Origin of the sequence: Streptomyces sp. NPDC006879 (genome assembly GCF_042869595.1) — a bacterium.
In the GTDB taxonomy this organism is placed as follows: Bacteria; Actinomycetota; Actinomycetes; order Streptomycetales; family Streptomycetaceae; genus Streptomyces.
On sequence record NZ_JBIAGC010000002.1, the window covers coordinates 80,434 to 97,154 of the forward strand.

Genomic DNA, 16,721 nt, shown 5'->3' on the forward strand with positions numbered 1-16,721 from the left:
CGTCGATGGTGACAGAGACGGGCCGTTCCCCGAGCATCGCACGCCTATCCACGGCTCACGGTCCCTCGGATGGGTGATTGGGGAGGCACCCTCCTGCCGTCATACGACCGCATACCCGCACACGGCCCCTCAGTCTGCTCTACGGTGCACTCGCGCGACCCACTCCGCGGGTTTGGCGATCTCCGACTTGGTGGGGAGGGTGTTCGGGGAAGTCCACACCCGGTTGAAGCCGTCGATGCCCACTTCGTCGACCACCGCCCGCACGAAACGTTCGCCGTCACGGTACTGGCGCAGCTTGGCATCCAGCCCGAGCAACCCGCGCAGCGCCGCGTCGAGGCGCCCGGCGCCACGGGCGCGGCGCTTTTGGAACTTCTCCCGGATCTCCGCGACGGAGGGGACCACCTCGGGCCCCACCCCGTCCATCACGAAGTCGGCCTGCCCCTCCAGCAACGACATGACGGCGGTGAGCCGGGCGAGGGTCTCCCGCTGGCCGGGGGTCTGGACCAGTTCCACCAGCGAACGTCCCCTCTCGCCGTCCTCGCCTTCGGGACGGGCTCCGGAGAGCGACTGGGCGGCCTCGCGCAGGCGTTCCAGGACGGTCATGGGATCCACGTCGGTTTGGCTGAGGAATGACTGGATCTCGCCCTCCAGGTGGTCCCGCAGCCAGGGGACGGCAGTGAACTGGGTGCGGTGGGTCTCCTCGTGCAGGCAGACCCACATCCGGAAGTCGTGGGGGTCCACATCGAGCTCCCGCTCCACGTGGACGATGTTCGGCGCCACCAGGAGCAGCCTTCCGCCTCCCGACGCGGAACCAGGCAGGTCACGGCTGGGCGGGGCGAAGGTCTCGTACTGGCCCAGCACCCGGGAGGCGAGGAAGGACAGCAGGAATCCCAGCTCGACCCCGGTGACCTTGCCGCCCACCGCGCCGAGGACCGCGCCGCCGGTGCCGGAGCCCCGGCGCTCGGCCATCTTGCCCAGCAAGGGCTGGAGCAGTTCCCTGAAGCCGGCCACGTTGGCCCTGACCCAGCCGGCCCGGTCCACGACCAGGACGGGGGTGTCCGGTGCGGACGCGTCCTCGGGCAGCATCCGGGTGAAGCCACGCACGTGCTCCTCCGCGGACCTGGCGTGCCGGCGTAGCTCCGCGACGACCTCGCGGGCCTGGTCCCGAGTGACCTCGGGGCCGGGCCGTACCAGTCGGGTCGCGGTCGTGACTGCGAGGTTCCAGTCGACCATCTCCGCACCACCGATGCTCGTCATGCGTCAACGGTACGTGTTCGAGTGCGCGCGCGGTGAGGGGTCGGGCGGCGGCGGACCGCTCGCGCGGGCTCCGCGGGGGCGTGCGGCCCCGGGTCGGCGCCGGCAGGGAGGTTTCAGCCAGCCTCGGACACGGCGGCGGCGAGCCGGTCCAGGGCCTTCTGGGCGGCGTTGCGGTCGGTGGTCCCGGAAGCCAGGAAGGCGAAGGTGAGCAGCCGGCCCCGGGCGTCGACCACGGTGCCTGCGAGCGTGTTCACCTTGCTGAGCGTGCCGGTCTTCGCCCGGACCAGGCCCGCGGCCGGGGAAGCCGCCTCGTAGCGACCGCTCAGGGTGCCGGTGAAGCCGGCGACCGGCAGCCCGGTCAGCACGGGGCGCAGCTGTGGCATGGCCGGGTCGGCGGCCTTGGCCAGGAGCTGGGTGAGCAGTCTGGCGGGCACCTGGTCGGCCCGGTCCAGGCCACTGCCGTCGGCGAAGCGGGCGCCGCGCGCGTCCAGCCCGAGGGCGGTGAGCTGGGCGGCGACGGCTCGCCCCCCGCCGGCGAAGCTGGCGGGCTGGCCGGAGGCGAGGGCGGTGGCCCGGGCCAGGGCTTCGGCTAGGTCGTTGTCGCTGTGGGTGAGCATCCGCTCGACGAGTGCGGCCAGGGGTGCGGAGCGGACTTCGGCGAGTCGCTCGGCCTTGGCCGCGGCACGACCCGCGGCGGGCGCCCCGATGACTTCGATGCCGTGTTCGCGCAGTTGCGCGGCGAAGACCCGGGCAGCCGCCGCGGCCGGGTCTTCATGGCGGGTGGCAGTGTCTCCGCTGGTGGAGTCGTCGGTCCGGGCCGCGTCGGCCATCAGGGCGCTGACCGGTGCGAGGTTCTCGTTCCGGCCGATCGGGTGGCGGACCGGTCCGGTGTAGAGGGAGGTGTCGTAGATCAGGGTGACGGAGTCGACGTGGCGTTCCGCGAGGGCCCGGGCGGTCCGGGTGGCGAGATCGAGCAGGCTGGCGTCCGTGGGGGCCGCGACGTCGGCGGGGCGCGCGGTCAGCGTCGGGTCTCCCCCTCCGAGGAGGACCACCCGCCGGTTCCCGGGGTCGGCGAGCGCCCTGGTTTCGAGACGGAAGTCGGGTCCGAGCGCGGAGAGCGCCGCCACGGCAGTGGCGATCTTGATCGTAGAGGCGGGGGTCATCGGCTGGGTCGCCCGGCTCTCGTACAGCACCTGTCCGCTGGTGGCGTCCAGCACGGAGGCGGCCTGGACCGTGCCGAGGGCGGAATCGGCCAGCAGTTTGGGCAGGACGGCCGTGAGCGGACGGGCAGCAGCCCCCCTCGCGGGGACGGTCAGGGCCGGCAGCACCCCCGGCGCGCTCGGCGCCGGAGCAGGAGAGTCCGGATCCGCTCGATCGGGCCGGGATTGGTGATGTACGCCACCCATGCGGCTCTGGGCCACGGCCCAGCGCCGTTCGGCCGTACGCTGGCCGGAGTCCCAGGGGCCCGCGGCGAAGGCCACGCCGGCGGCGAGGGCGAGGCCGGCTGCCACCGACCCCGCGGTGACCTGCCACGACTTCCCCACTGGCACCTCGGACCAGCCCCTTTCGCGATCACACGTCTGCGTGAGGGACACTTAATCACTGCGTCTTGCCGCGAGCATGGCACCCCGGCCGACACCTCGGCCGCGTCCCGGCCTCCCGGGCGGACGCGCTTTCACTCAGAGCAAGTGTTGATCATGGAGGAGCCACCCGTGGAGTTCGACGTCACCATCGAGATCCCGAAGGGTTCGCGGAACAAGTACGAGGTGGACCACGAGACCGGTCGGATCCGCCTGGACCGTCGACTCTTCACTTCCACCAGCTACCCCGCCGACTACGGTTTCGTCGAGAACACCCTCGGCGAGGACGGCGACCCGCTGGACGCCCTCGTGATCCTGGATGAGCCGACCTTCCCCGGCTGCCTGATCAAGTGCCGCGCCATCGGCATGTTCCGGATGACCGACGAGGCGGGCGGCGACGACAAGTTGCTGTGCGTCCCGGCTTCGGACCCGCGCGTGGAGCACCTGCGCGACATCCACCACGTGTCGGAGTTCGACCGCCTGGAGATCCAGCACTTCTTCGAGGTCTACAAGGACCTGGAGCCGGGCAAGTCGGTCGAGGGTGCCGACTGGGTCGGTCGCGCCGAGGCCGAGGCCGAGATCGAGGCCTCCTTCAAGCGCCTTGAGGCGCAGGGCGGCCACCACTGACGCAGGTCGCCGAACGGCACCGGCTGGACCGCGCTCACGTCTGACGCGGATGCGGCGGGGGGGGGGGGGGGGGGGGGGGGGGGGGGGGGGGGGGCGCCGCCCCCGGCGGGGGGGGGGGCGGGCGGGCGCCCCCCGCCCCGGGGGGCCCCCCCCCCCGCCGCCCCGGGGGGGGGGGGGGGGGCGCCCGGGGGGGGGGGGGGGCGCCCCCCCCGCCGCGCCTTTTTGTGCCCCTAGAGCTCCACCCAAGGGGACGCCGGCCGTCCGAGGCACCTCCCAGCGGTCCGTACCGAGTCCCCCCCTTTCGCCGGGGAAGCGTTGGTTCCGCATACTGATTCGACCGGGGTGGGCATCAAGAGGACGGAGCGCGCGTGGCGCCGGACGCTGAGGGGGCGGAGGACCGTAAACCGCGGTCGGACGAGGCGCGCAGCGCCTTCGCCGCACCGCCGGGAGTCGTACAGCCCGACACCTTCGAAGAGGACCAACCGACCTCGGAATTCGCCGTTCCAGAGGGCTTGGCCCCGGTGGAGGACTCCGAGCAGGAAGGCTCCGCGTTCGCCCCGCCGCACAGTGCGGCGGCCATCGCCGGGATCGGCAACCGAGGAGCGGCGTCCCACACCGGCAGCCACGCCCTCCCGCCGCTGCCCGGCATCGGGACCACCCAGGTCAAGGACTCCCCCTGGCAGGACCGGATGCGCACCATGCTGCGCATGCCAGTCGGAGAACGGCCGGTCGCCGAGGTGGTCCAGCGCCCCGACGAGAGCGGCCCGGCCGTGGGCCGCATCCTCGACCTCACCCTGCGCATCGGCGAGTTGCTACTGGCCGGCGGCGAAGGCTCGGAGGACGTAGAGGCGGCGATGTTCGCGGTCAGTCGGAGCTACGGCCTGGACCGCTGCGAGCCGACCGTCACCTTCACCCTGATCTCGATCACACATCAGCCCTCGCTGGTGGGCGACCCCGTATCGGCGAGTCGCACAGTACGCCGACGCGGCACCGACTACACCCGGCTGGCGGCCGTCTACCGGCTGGTGGCGGACATCAGCGCGCCGGAGGTCGAGGTCTCTCTGGAGGAGGCCTACGGGCGGATGGCGGAGATCCGCCGCAACCGCCACCCCTACCCGACCTGGGCCCTGACCGCCGCCGCCGGGCTGCTGGCCGGGGCGGCGTCCACCCTGGTGGGCGGTGGGGTACTGGTGTTCTTCGCGGCGGCCTTCGGAGCGATGCTCGGAGACCGACTGGCCTGGCTGGCCGCGGGCCGTGGGCTGCCGGAGTTCTACCAGTTCGTGGTCGCGGCGATGCCACCGGCTATGATCGGCGTCGCCCTCGCCTTCGCGGAGGTCAACGTGCGCGGCTCCGCGGTGATCACCGGCGGACTCTTCGCCCTGCTCCCCGGACGGGCGCTGGTGGCCGCCGTGCAGGACGGGCTCACCGGTTTCTACATCACCGCCGCAGCCCGCCTCCTGGAAGTCATGTACCTCTTCATCGGCGTGATCATCGGCGTGCTCGTGGTGATCTACCTGGGCCTGCAGATGGGAACCCAGCTCAAGCCCGAAGCGGTCCTCCAGATCACCGAGCGGCCGTTGATCCAGATCGCGGCCTCGATGGTGCTGGTGACCACGTTCGCGATCCTGCTCCAGCAGGAGCGCGCCACCGTGCTCTTCGTGACCCTCAACGGAGCGGTGGCCTGGGTGATCTTCGGCGCGATGCACTACGCGGGCGGGATCCCTCCGGTCCCCTCCACCGCCGTCGCAGCCGGGGTGGTGGGACTGTTCGGCCAGCTGCTCTCCCGCTACCGGGCCTCCTCGGCCCTCCCTTACGTCACGGCCGCGATCGGCCCACTGCTCCCCGGCTCAGCCACCTACTTCGGGCTCTTGTCCATCGCGGAGAACCAACTGGAGAACGGCCTGGCCTCGCTGACCAAGGCGGTGGCCCTCGCACTGGCGATCGCCATCGGCGTGAACCTCGGAGCCGAGATCTCCCGGCTGTTCATCAGCACGCCGGGCGCCGCCAAACGGAGCGCGGCCAAGCGCACCCGCGGGTACTGAGCGCCCGGAGGCGGCTGCCAACGCCGTGGCGTCGGCAGCCGCCTCCCGGTCAGCGCTTGGCGTGACGACCGCGCGCCGACGGCGCCCCGCCGTCCGCGACCGGTTCGCCTGCGAGGCCGAGCGCGAGCTCGCGCTTCTTCTCGCGGCGCGCCTTGAGTACCTCGAAGGCGATCGGGACCACCGAGATCAGCACGATCAGGACGAGGATGGGCTCCACGTTGTCCTTGATGAAGGCGATCTGGCCCAGGAAGTAGCCGGCCACCGTGACTCCCGCGCCCCAGCCGATGCCGCCGACCACGTTGTAGGCGAGGAAGGTCCGGTACTTCATGGAACCGGCGCCGGCGACGATCGGCGCGAAGGTCCGCACGATCGGCACGAACCGGGCCAGCACGATGGCCTTGGGCCCGTACTTCTCCACGAACTCGTGCGCCTTGTCCAGGTTCTCCTTCTTGAAGACCTTGGAGTTCGGCCGGCTGAACAGCTTGGGCCCGAAGAACTTCCCGATCATGTAGCCGACCTGGTCACCGACCACCGCCGCGGCCACGATCAGCGTGCACACCAGCCAGAGCGGCTGCTTGATGTAGTTCCCCTCCGCCGTCAGCAGACCCGCGGTGAAGAGCAGGGAGTCGCCGGGCAGGAAGGCGAAGAGTCCCGATTCAGCGAAGACGATGACCAAGATGCCGATCAGGCCGTAAGAGGAGATCAGGTGGTCCGGACTGAGCCACTGCGGGCCGAGCGCAATCACGTTCACGGGTTCCGGGCTCCTGAATCAGATGAGGGGGCAGGGCGTCGGGGCGGGGGTGCCCGTCCGGCGGTGCCCCCAATTATCAACGCATGCGCCACCCGTCCGGTTCCAGCACCGGACGGGCGCGACATGCGCCGACTTTACCTTCCCATTACTGATCGTGGCGCGCGGCGTTGGCGAAAATCGCATCCCTCAGGAACATCGCCAACCCCGGCCTGATCCGCTCGTAGACGGCCGTGAAGCGCGGATCCTGTACGTACATCTCGCCAAGGCCGCGGTGCATCTCGTACCCGCAGGCGTAGTGGTGCTCGCCGATCCACCCCCGGTGCTCCTCCGCCAGGTCCATCGCGGCCGTCTCGTCCGCGGTGGCACCCCGTTCCATCAGAGCGGCGAGGCGCTGGTTGATCCCCTCAGCCTCCGCCATGATCCGCTTCCAGTCCTCGCCGCTGTACGAAGCCGCGCGACGTGTGGACTCCCGATAGGCCTCGGTGTCACCCCAGCGTCCCTCCGCCTCCGCCGCGTACTGCTCTGGGTCGTGGTCCCCGAAGACCTCGAACCTCTCCTCGGGGCTCAGTTCAATGCCCATGCCGCGTGCCTCCATCGCGTGTTCCACGGCCGCGGCCATCTCCTGGAGCCGGGCGATCCGGTCCGACAGCAAGGCGTGCTGGCGGCGCAGGTGCTCCTGCGGATCGCTTCTCGGGTCGTCCAGCAGAGCCGCGACCTGGTCGAGCGGAAAGCCGAGCGCCCGGTAGAACAGGATCTGCTGCAGCCGGTCCAGGTCCGCCTCCGCGTAGCGGCGGTGACCCGCCCGGCTGCGCCCGCTCGGGGAGAGCAGGCCGATCTCGTCGTAGTGGTGCAAGGTGCGCACGGTGACCTTGGCGAAGCCGGCCACCTGTCCCACGGAGTAGCTCATCGCTCCCGCTCCTGTCATCGGTACGGGCTCCAGCCTGACCCCTCACGCCACGTGAGGTGCAAGCCCGACCGCCCCGAGACCCATTGGGGGTCATTTAGAACTTTTCACCCCCTGCCGCACTACCTTGATCCGGTGACCGCCCCCCACCCGGCCCCCACCGGACGACCCGCCGCTCCGGCGCGCGCCCTGCTGCCGCTGATCGCACCCGCCCTCGTGATCGGCGTGGGGGCCAGCCTGGTACTGATCGGCGTGAGCGAGGCGGCCGATCAGCTGGAGGGGGTCCTGTGGGGAACCCTTCCGGACGCGCTCGGCCTCGGGCCCTGGTCCGCCGCCTGGACCATCACCGTTCTGACGGCCACCGGGCTCGCCATCGGGCTCGTCGTGTGGAAGGTGCACGGGCATGCCGGCCCCGACCCGGCCACCACCGGGCTCGTCGACCCGCCGCTACCCCCGGGCGTGGTGCCGGGCCTCCTGCTGGCCACCGGACTCTCACTCGCCGGCGGGGTCAGCCTCGGCCCCGAGAACCCCATCACCGCGGCCAATATCGCGCTGGCCTGCTGGCTGGGCCGACACTTGGCCCCGAACAGCTCGGCCGACCTGTGGAGTTCCCTGGGCGCCGCGGGAACCATCGGGGCGCTCTTCGGCACCCCCGTCGCGGCGGCGCTGGTCCTCACCGAGACCATCGCCACCAGACCGCTGGCCCCCGGGCCCAAAGGGCGCACCCCGAGCTTGTGGGACCTCCTCTTCGCCCCGCTCATCGCCGCCAGTGCCGGCGGCCTGACCACCACCCTGATCGCCTCGCCCTCCTTCCAGGCGAGCCTGCCGGACTTCGGAGGCCTGGGCTGGGTGGACGTGGGCACCGCGCCGGCGGTCGCCGTGGTGGGCGCGCTGCTGGGTCTGGCAGCCATCTACGCCTTCCCCCACGTCCACCGCTGTTTCCAACTGCTGCGCCACCCCGTGCTAATGCTGACCGCCGGGGGCCTGCTGCTGGGGCTCCTCGGAGCACTGGGCGGCCACCTCACCCTCTTCAAGGGCCTGGCACAGCTGGGCGAGCTCAGTGCGGATGCCAGTGCCTACTCCGCGGGAGAGCTGGTGCTGATGACGGTGGTGAAGCTCGTCGCGGTGGTCATCGCCTGCACCGCGGGATTCCGCGGGGGACGAATCTTTCCCTCCGTCTTCGTGGGGGTGGCGCTCGGCCTCGCCGCGCACGCCTTGGTTCCGGCCGTCCACCCCACGCTCGGCGCGGTCTGCGGTGTCCTCGGGGTCCTGCTGGCCGTCACCCGTCAGGGGTGGCTCAGCTTGTTCACCGCGGCCATCCTCGCCCCCGACCCCGGTCTGGTGCCGCTGCTGTGCCTGGCTCTGCTGCCGGCCTGGCTCCTGGTGACGGGACGGCCGCAGATGCAACTGGACGAGGCGGGCAAGTCCCTTCGCTGAGAGGGAGGGACCATCCTGGCCGGCGTCGTGTGCCGGCGACCGCCGGTCCGTTCCTGCCCGGGGAGGGCGGCCAAGGGTGCCCGGACGCCGAGGCGGTGATCCCCTCCCACCCGCAGTCGTTGCCACACCGCCCCTGGACACTGGTCCCTCAAAGAGCTGAGGGAAGCAGATCACACTCCGCCATCGTGGACCGTACGAACAACGGGCCGGGTGCAGCGGTGCGCACTACCGCCGCCGTCCCGTCCACCTCACCCCCACGGGGGGAGGCAGAGACGGTGCTGGGCGTAGGCCGGGCGGTGGTCCGGGCACCGCCGCCCGGCACCGCTCACCCCCTACTGGCCGGTCTCCAGCCCCAGCAGATCGAAGGCGTTCTTGCCGTCGAGGGACTCGCGGACGATGTCCGCGTGTCCCGCATGCCGGGCAAACTCCTCCGTCAGGTGCAGTAGGAACCAACGCATCGATACCTGACCGTCCTTGGGGAACCAGGGTGCCGGCGGGAGCGGAAAGGTGGCGTCCATGCTGGGCACCGATCGGATGAACTCCTCGGTCTCCGCGCGCACCTGATCCCAGAAGTCCAGCACCGCGGGCACCGTCTCGCCGTCGACCAGCCGGAAGCCCTCGCTCCACGTCGACTCGTCACGTTCCCGTTCGTTCGGGCGCTGTTGGGCCAGCCGCAGCCAGGACAGTTCGACTTCCGCCACATGCTTGAGCAGCCCGGAGAGGGAGAGTTCGCTCGCGCTCGGGCGGCTCGCCGCCTGCTCCTCATCCAGGCCGCGGACCGAGCGTCGAAGCGCTCCACGCTGCGCTTCGACGAAGGCGAGGAGCGCGCCGCGCTCGTCGCCCGGAGCTTCCGCGGGAACGTGGGTGACCATGCCAATCGCCGCCTTCGGTATCGGGGTGCTCGTCGCCGCATGCGGCTGACGGGACCACCTTAGGAAGCGTGCTGACCGATCCGGTCGCCACGGCGCCGAGCCCGGGTCAGAAACTGAAGTCGCTACGTCCGTGCTGCACCGAGATCCACTTCTGCGTGGTGAACGCCTCCACTGTCGCCTGCCCGTTCAACCGCCCCAGCCCGGACATCCCCTCGCCCCCGAAGGGCACCAGCGGCTCGTCGTGGATGGTCGAGTCGTTGACGTGGATCATCCCGGTGCGAATGCGTGCGGCGAATCGGACCCCACGTTCCACATCGGCGGAGTGCACCGCTCCGCTGAGACCGTACGGACTGTCGTTGGCCAGTCGGACCGCCTCCTTCTCCCCGTCGAAGGGCACGATCAACACCACCGGGCCGAAGATCTCCTGCCTCAGCAACGAGGAACCCTCGGGCAGACCGGTCAGCACCGTCGGCTCCACCAGGTTGCCCCGGGTGCGCCCACGGACCAGTGCCGTCGCGCCTTCCTCGATGGCCTGGTCGACGAGGTTGGTGAGCGCCTCCGCCTGGAAGGCGTTGATCAGCGGGCCGATCTGGGTGTCCTCCTCGCGCGGGTCCCCGGTCTTCAGCGCACGGACCCGCTCGACGAACTTCGCGGTGAAGGAAGCTTCCACCGAGCGGTCCACGAGGATCCGGTTGGCAGCGACGCAGACCTGTCCCTGGTAGACGAACCGGCTGAAGACCGCCGCGTCCACGGCGTAGTCGAGGTCCGCGTCATCGAGCACGACCAGCGCGCTGTTGCCACTGAGCTCCAGGACGGTCCGCTTGAAGCGGCGTGCCGCGACCGAACCCACGTGTCGGCCGACCCGGTCGGAACCGGCGAAGGAGATCACCTTCGGCACGGGGTGTTCGATCAGCGCGTCACCGATCTCGGCGATGTCGGTGACAAGTACGTTGAGGAGGCCGGCTGGCAGCCCGGCGTCCTCGAAGATCTTGGCGATCAGTCCGCCACCGGTGACCGGGGAGTTCTGGTTGGGTTTGATCACCACCGCGTTGCCGAGGGCGAGCGCGGGCGCAGCCGATTTCAAGGTGAGCAGGAACGGGAAGTTGAAGGGACTGATGACGGCGACGACGCCCACGGGCAGCCGCTGCACCCGGTTCTCCCTGCCCGGAACGAGTGAGGGGAAGGTACTTCCTTCGCTCTGCACGGCCAACTGGGCGGCTTCGCGCATGAACTCCTTGGCCAGACGAACTTCGTGTGTCGCCTTCGAGCGGGTCCCGCCCAGCTCGTCGATCATCATGTCGATGATCTCCGGCTCGCGTTCCTCCACGATGCGAAGGGCCCGCTCAAAGACCGTTCGACGCGCGTAGGGGCTGGTCTCCGCCCAGGCGTGCTGGGCCGACTCCGCGACGCGGTAGGCCTCGTCGACCTCGGTCACAGTCGCCACCGTGATCGCGGCGAGCTTCTCTCCGTTGTAGGGGTTGACGTCGATGATGTCCCACGAGCCCGTGCCGGCCCGCCATTCGCCGCCTATGTACTGGTGAGCCAGCTCGGTGAATTTGGACATGCCATCCCTTACTGCGGAGGCGCGCGCCGGTGCGCACCGCGGGGGTACATCTTTGGCCTGATCTTACCGATTGCTTTTCATCGTACTTGCACATCAGGAGAGTTGGAGCAAACCGCGTAGAAGATCACGGGTGGCCCCCGGGTCCGGGCAGTCCCGTCGGAGCCTCTCCATCGCGCGTTCGTACTGTGCGACCTCCTCCGCCTTGTCGAGATACAGCGCACTGGTGAGCTGTTCCAGGTAGACGAGGTCCTGCAGGTCGGACTCAGGGAAGCGCAGCAGGGTGAAGGCCCCGCTCTCGCCGGCGTGGCCGCCGAAGCTGAAGGGCATGACCTGCAGGGTGACGTTCGGGCGCTCCGAGATCTCGATCAGGTGCTCCAACTGCCCGCGCATGACGGCACGGTCACCGTACGGACGGCGCAGCGCCGCCTCGTCCAGTACGGCGTGGAAGACCGGGGAGGTCTCCGAGACGAGGATCTTCTGACGCTCCAGGCGCAGGGCCACCCTCCGGTCGATCTCGGCTGCGGGCGCACCGGGCATGCCACGGGTGACCACCGCGTGGGCATAGGCCTCGGTCTGCAACAGGCCGTGCACGAACTGCACTTCGTAGATACGGATGAGGGAGGCCGCACCTTCCAACCCGATGTAGGTCTGAAACCAGCCGGGGAGCACATCGCCGAAGCTGTGCCACCAGCCCGCGACATTCGCCTCCCGCACCAGCGCGAGCAGCGAGGCGCGTTCGGCGCCGTCGGTCACGCCGTACAAGGTGAGCAGGTCCTCGACGTCTCTGGCCTTGAAGCTCACCCTGCCCAACTCCAAGCGGCTGATCTTCGATTCGGATGCGCGGATCGAGTAGCCGGCCGCCTCACGGGTGATTCCGCGGGATTCGCGCAGCCGTCTCAGCTGCGATCCCAGGAGGATACGCCGTACCACGGAGCCGCCCCCGTGGCCGTCGGCAAGGGGGGACCCCCAGGACTGTCCTGTGGTCACTTCTCCAACCCTCCCCATGGCGATGCTGTGTGGTGCCGGGCCCCCGAACCCAGATTCAGCAGTGTGCCACCAAAACGCACCCAGCCGTACTCGTTCAGTAACGGAATTGGCCTGGCCTTAAAAAGAAGTAGGGAAGTGGCCAGCGGAAGAAATGAGCAAGAACCGTCACGGTAAGGGACGGGTCGGGCACGTGCACGTGCATCTGCCCTTGCATCTGCCTGACGCATTCGGAAGCATGGGCCCGCGCGCGTACCGCTCCGTCCGCTGACCCGGGAGTGCCTCGCATGGGGACGAATGGATCGACCATGCTCGAGCCTTTACGGCAGGGGCTTCCCCCAATCGACCCCACAGCCGTTTCGGGCTCCGCCTCGTGTGCGTTGCCTGCGCGCTACGAAGCGGTAAGGGGGGCTCGCTCGTTCACCCGGGCGACCCTGCGCGACTGGGGGCTCGACGACCGCTTCGACGATGTCGCCCTGGTCGTCTCCGAACTCGTCACCAACGCACTGCGGCACGCCCTGCCCGCCGGCACCCCGCGCGGCGGCGACCAGGATCCGCCCGTGCGGCTGCACCTGATGCGCTGGAGCACCCGACTGGTGTGCGCCGTGCGCGACCCCAGCCAGGACAGCCCGGAGGGATCTCAGGAGGGGTTCGCCCCGGAGTTGACCGAGGAGAACAGTGACGCCGAGTCGGGGCGCGGGCTCTTCCTCGTCGATTCCTACAGCGACGGCTGGGGCTGGCACCCACTCACCGGGCAGCTGACGGGGAAGGTGGTGTGGGCGCTGTTCCGCCTGCACGACTGACGGCCGTCACAGGCGAAGACCACCACGACTGAAGGCCGGTACCGGACTCCGAGGGGGGTGCCCGGTGCCGGCCTTCCAGGTTTTCGGTGTGCCCCCGGCCGATGGACCGGTCGGCACGGCACCGCGTGCCGACCGGGGCGGCCCTCAGGGCGCGATCAAGTGGTCGAACTCCCCATCCTTGATGCCGAGCAGCATCGCCTCGATCTCGGCGGGGGTGTAGACGAGCGCTGGCCCCTCGGGGTGGCGCGAGTTGCGTACCGCCACGTTGCCACCGGGCAGCCTGGCGAACTCCACGCACGAACCCTGCGAGTTGCTGTGCCTGCTCTTCTGCCAGACCACCCCGTCGAGGTCCGTGGCGGCCATGCCGTTGTATGCGTGGTCCACAGGACGCTCCCGATCATGCAGATGTCAACTGCACGGGATCATAGCTCCGTTCATCTGCAACTGCATGGGCAGATGCACGTGCACGCGGGGTGTTTATCCAGTCACCCAAGTCGCTGAAACCAGCGGAATCCCTGGGAAGGAAGGGCCATTTCCTAGGCACACCGCAACCAGTGCCGCCCCCCTCGACCGCCGCACGGTGACCCGTGTCACTCGGTATCCCCAGCCTGCCAGACGAGGAAAAAGGCGCAATGGTTCCCGCACGGGCGGTCCGGACACCCGGCACGCACCCGACAGGGCGGAGCCCCTTGTCTCCGACTCAGCCGATCCGCCGACGCCCCGTGGCCATGTTCGCCCGGTCGGCCGCCGCGGTGCCATCCGTCCACCCGGCCCGATCGGTGGCCCCGCGCAGGCGCGTGGTGGTGGTCTGCGGGAACATCTCCTCGGCCCGGGCCGTCACGGCCAGATCGCGCGCCATCAAGACCGGGAGCAGCTGGCCGCCCGGCCCGCCGGCGCCCCCGGCGTCCGCCTCACGGGCGGTCCGCTCGGACACCGAGGACAACCGCTCTCCGAGCCGACTGGCGTAGGCGAGCAGGAAGGACTGACGGAAGGTCTTGGTCCGCTTGCGCCCGCCGGCCCGCTGCTCGGCCTCCGCGCGGGTCATCGCCGCAGCTCCCTGCACCAGCAGGGAGGTGTGGAGGAGTTCCACCGCGTCCAGGTCGCTCTCGAAACCGACGACCGTGGAGAACTCAAAGGTGGAGTTCCACACGGCCCGACAATGGTTCGCCGAGGCCACCGCGTCCAGCAGGACGGCCTTGGCCGTCTCGTAGGGAGCCTCCACCCCGATCCGGCAGGCCCCGGGGACTTCCTGCCCGGAGCGTTCGCCCCGGGCCACGAGCAAGGCCTCGTCGATGGTGTGGCGGGCCATCAACTCCTGCGCCTTGGCGCTCAACGCCTCGGCCTCCGGCGGATAGCTCGTCGCCTCGGCCTTGACGAGCAGCGCTCGGATGCGGGTGAGCATCCGAGGCTCGCCGTGCACGTGCAGTGGCATATGCAGCTGGCCGGTTTCAGGCAGAGGCCCAGCTGGCTCGATCGATGGCAGCCGAACCAACAGCCGCAGCACTTCCAACAGCGCGGTGGCCAAGGTGAAACGGTCCGCCGACTCGCGCCTGGCGATCGCCGCCGCGTACCTTGCGTCCTCCCCCCACCACACCTCCCGGTCCGCGCCGAGTTCCGCCAGTTGCCCCTGCCAACGAGGGGGCAGCCGGTCGTAGGATCGGACCTCCGCCGCCACCAGGTCCGCGAGCAGCCGCACATGCCGCCCTGCCGGACCGGAGGCTCCCCCGAGATCCCGCCGCACCAACCTCGCCAGGTCCGCCGGCTGCCATCCGCGCTCCCAAGCCCGACGCACCCAGGACCGTCCCCGACCAAGCACCTCACCACCGACGGCCGACCAGGCGCCGGCCTCGGCGGCGAGCAGCGAAGCACCGGAGTCCAGGCTTGAGTCGTCCTCGGAGTACAGGGCGGCGGCGAAGGCGCGCTCGACGCGGGCAGCCGCCGCATCGGCCTCGGAATGGGTGTCCATTTCTTCAGCCTCGCACGGAGTGCCGTGCGGTGGTCAACGCGGCCCGGGAACGAACAGGAAACGACTGTCCACAGGCTGTGGACGGAGAATCTCCCCGCACGGGCCGCCGTACACGACGGCACGCACCCATGCGTGGAACAGAACGCGAGCGCCGGCGCACCCCTACGCCGGCGCGCCCCAGAACCACTGTCAGACCCCCCTGTCAGACTCGTACTCATGAGCGAGCGCTGGGCCCTCGGAGAGGACGAGGGCACGGTCCACACCGTCCCCCTGGCCCCGGACGGCACCCCGATCGGCCCGGTCCTCACCCACCGGGACCTGGCCACCGCGGTCAGGGCCGCACCTGCGGCCACCCGCTGGGTGTGGCGCTCCACCCACGCCACCCACCCACAGCTGCTGACCGCCGGCGTCCGCGTCACCCGGTGCTACGACATCGAGGCCGCCGAACAACTCCTCCTCGGCCACGAGGGCCGCCTCGGCGAACCCCGCTCCGCCGCTGCCGCCTGGGCCCGCCTCCAAAACGCCCCCGTCCCGCCCGACCCGCCCCAGCGCGGCGCGGAGCCCGGCTCCCAGTCCCCCCTCTTCGAACCCCAGCCCACGCCGGTGCCCTTCGACGCCCTGATCCAGGTGTACGCCGAGCAGCAGCGCCGGCACGGTGGCGCCACACACCCGGACCGGATGCGGCTGCTCACCGCGGGCGAATCCGCCGGAATGCTGGTGGCCGCCGAGATGAACCGGACCGGACTGCCCTGGCGGGCGGACGTACACCGGGCGGTGCTCACGGAACTCCTCGGCGAGCGCTACCCGGGCGGCGGCGAGCCCCGACGGCTCGCCGAACTCACCGAGGAGATCTCCAGCGCCTTCGGCCGCCGGGTCCGCCCCGAACTGCCGGCGGACGTCCTCAAGGCCTTCGCCGAAGCGGGCATCAAGGTGCAGTCCACCCGGCGCTGGGAGCTCGACGGGATCGACCACCCGGCCGTCGCCCCACTGCTCGCCCACAAGAAGCTCTACCGCATCTACACCGCGCACGGCTGGGGCTGGCTGCAGGACTGGGTCCGCCACGGCCGCTTCCGCCCCGAGTACCTCCCCGGGGGCACGGTGACCGGTCGGTGGGTGACCAACGGCGGCGGGGCCCTGCAGATCCCCAAGGTCATCCGACGGGCCGTGATCGCCGACCCGGGCTGGCGACTGGTCGTGGCGGACGCCGCCCAGATGGAACCACGGGTCCTCGCGGCCATCTCCCGCGACCCGGCGCTGATGGAGGTCGCCGGCCAAGCCGGGGACCTCTACCAGGCGGTCTCCGACCGCGGTTTCCGCGGCGATCGCGCGATGGCGAAACTGGCGGTGCTGGGCGCTGTCTACGGGCAGACCTCCGGGGACGGCCTCAAGCATCTGGCCATGCTGCGCCGCAGGTTCCCGCGCGCCGTGGCCTACGTGGACGAGGCCGCTCAGGCGGGCGAACAGGGGCGGTTGGTGCGGACCTGGCTGGGCCGGACCTGTCCGCCCGCGGTGGGCTCCGCCCAGGAGCACGGCGAGGCAGGGCTTCCCCAGGAGGACGACGAACCCCGGCAGACCGGTGGCCCGGCCGGTTGGACACCGGGATACGCCTCCCCCAACAGCCGCGCCCGCGGCCGTTTCACCCGAAACTTCGTCGTCCAGGGAAGCGCCGCGGACTGGGCACTGCTGATGCTGGCCGCACTGCGCCAAGCCCTCTGGGACCTCCGCGCCGAGCTGGTCTTCTTCCAACACGACGAGGTCATCGTGCACTGCCCCGCCGAGGAGGCCACCGAGGTGACACAGGCGATCCAGTCCGCCGCCGAACTGGCCGGGCGGATCACCTTCGGCGAAACCCCGGTGCGCTTCCCCTTCACCACCGCGGTGGTGGAGTGCTACGCGGACGCCAAATGAGCGGGCCAACACCGGCCCGCTCGATT

At 70.5% G+C, this 16,721-nt stretch carries 13 protein-coding genes and 1 pseudogene; 5 read left to right on the forward strand and 9 right to left on the reverse strand.

What is annotated here, in order from left to right; all coding sequences use genetic code 11:
* Window positions 1-129: 129 nt before the first annotated feature.
* Together ACFYMC_RS01840 and dacB are read right to left on the reverse strand one after the other, a co-directional pair.
* Window positions 130-1,257, reverse strand: a complete 1,128-nt coding sequence (locus ACFYMC_RS01840; RefSeq protein ID WP_388517256.1) for a zinc-dependent metalloprotease — start codon at window positions 1,255-1,257, stop codon at window positions 130-132.
* Window positions 1,258-1,370: 113 nt separating this feature from the next.
* Window positions 1,371-2,807 (reverse strand): D-alanyl-D-alanine carboxypeptidase/D-alanyl-D-alanine-endopeptidase, encoded by a 1,437-nt coding sequence (gene dacB / locus ACFYMC_RS01845; RefSeq protein WP_388517258.1) that lies wholly within the window; start codon window positions 2,805-2,807, stop codon window positions 1,371-1,373.
* Window positions 2,808-2,969: 162 nt separating this feature from the next.
* Here dacB and ACFYMC_RS01850 point away from each other — a divergent pair, with 162 nt between their 5' ends.
* Window positions 2,970-3,464, forward strand: coding sequence for an inorganic diphosphatase (locus tag ACFYMC_RS01850; protein WP_388517946.1), 495 nt, complete (start codon window positions 2,970-2,972; stop codon window positions 3,462-3,464).
* Window positions 3,465-3,832: 368 nt separating this feature from the next.
* On the forward strand, window positions 3,833-5,506 hold the full coding sequence (locus tag ACFYMC_RS01855; protein ID WP_388517260.1) for a threonine/serine exporter ThrE family protein: 1,674 nt from the start codon (window positions 3,833-3,835) through the stop codon (window positions 5,504-5,506).
* Window positions 5,507-5,621: 115 nt separating this feature from the next.
* Here the strand turns inward: ACFYMC_RS01855 and ACFYMC_RS01860 are convergent.
* Both ACFYMC_RS01860 and ACFYMC_RS01865 read right to left on the reverse strand, forming a co-directional pair.
* Window positions 5,622-6,257 (reverse strand): annotated as a pseudogene (locus ACFYMC_RS01860) (VTT domain-containing protein); the annotation flags it as partial.
* 145 nt (window positions 6,258-6,402) lie between these two features.
* Entirely contained in the window at window positions 6,403-7,164 is a 762-nt protein-coding gene (locus ACFYMC_RS01865; RefSeq protein ID WP_388517263.1) for a MerR family transcriptional regulator, read from the reverse strand.
* Between the two features lie 132 nt (window positions 7,165-7,296).
* Between ACFYMC_RS01865 and ACFYMC_RS01870 the strand changes: the two genes are divergently transcribed.
* Window positions 7,297-8,598 (forward strand): ion channel protein, encoded by a 1,302-nt coding sequence (locus ACFYMC_RS01870; protein WP_388517266.1) that lies wholly within the window; start codon window positions 7,297-7,299, stop codon window positions 8,596-8,598.
* A gap of 332 nt (window positions 8,599-8,930) precedes the next feature.
* Here ACFYMC_RS01870 and ACFYMC_RS01875 read toward each other — a convergent pair whose 3' ends face one another.
* The 3 genes from ACFYMC_RS01875 to ACFYMC_RS01885 form a co-directional block, all read right to left on the reverse strand.
* Window positions 8,931-9,470, reverse strand: coding sequence for a DinB family protein (locus ACFYMC_RS01875; protein ID WP_388517269.1), 540 nt, complete (start codon window positions 9,468-9,470; stop codon window positions 8,931-8,933).
* 106 nt (window positions 9,471-9,576) lie between these two features.
* Complete coding sequence (locus ACFYMC_RS01880) at window positions 9,577-11,034, reverse strand: aldehyde dehydrogenase family protein (RefSeq protein WP_388517271.1); 1,458 nt, start codon at window positions 11,032-11,034, stop codon at window positions 9,577-9,579.
* A gap of 93 nt (window positions 11,035-11,127) precedes the next feature.
* Window positions 11,128-12,039, reverse strand: coding sequence for a helix-turn-helix domain-containing protein (locus tag ACFYMC_RS01885; protein WP_388517274.1), 912 nt, complete (start codon window positions 12,037-12,039; stop codon window positions 11,128-11,130).
* 266 nt (window positions 12,040-12,305) lie between these two features.
* On the opposite strand from ACFYMC_RS01885, the gene ACFYMC_RS01890 reads away from it, so the two are divergent.
* Window positions 12,306-12,821 (forward strand): ATP-binding protein, encoded by a 516-nt coding sequence (locus ACFYMC_RS01890; protein ID WP_388517277.1) that lies wholly within the window; start codon window positions 12,306-12,308, stop codon window positions 12,819-12,821.
* Between the two features lie 144 nt (window positions 12,822-12,965).
* On the opposite strand, the gene ACFYMC_RS01895 is transcribed toward ACFYMC_RS01890, so the two are convergent.
* Both ACFYMC_RS01895 and ACFYMC_RS01900 read right to left on the reverse strand, forming a co-directional pair.
* Entirely contained in the window at window positions 12,966-13,205 is a 240-nt protein-coding gene (locus ACFYMC_RS01895) for a DUF397 domain-containing protein (protein WP_388517280.1), read from the reverse strand.
* Window positions 13,206-13,521: 316 nt separating this feature from the next.
* Window positions 13,522-14,787 (reverse strand): DUF2786 domain-containing protein, encoded by a 1,266-nt coding sequence (locus ACFYMC_RS01900; protein WP_388517282.1) that lies wholly within the window; start codon window positions 14,785-14,787, stop codon window positions 13,522-13,524.
* Between the two features lie 216 nt (window positions 14,788-15,003).
* Here ACFYMC_RS01900 and ACFYMC_RS01905 point away from each other — a divergent pair, with 216 nt between their 5' ends.
* Window positions 15,004-16,695 carry a bifunctional 3'-5' exonuclease/DNA polymerase gene (locus tag ACFYMC_RS01905; RefSeq protein WP_388517285.1) on the forward strand — a complete coding sequence of 564 codons (1,692 nt, stop codon included), beginning with the start codon at window positions 15,004-15,006 and terminating at the stop codon, window positions 16,693-16,695.
* Window positions 16,696-16,721 lie beyond the last annotated feature (26 nt).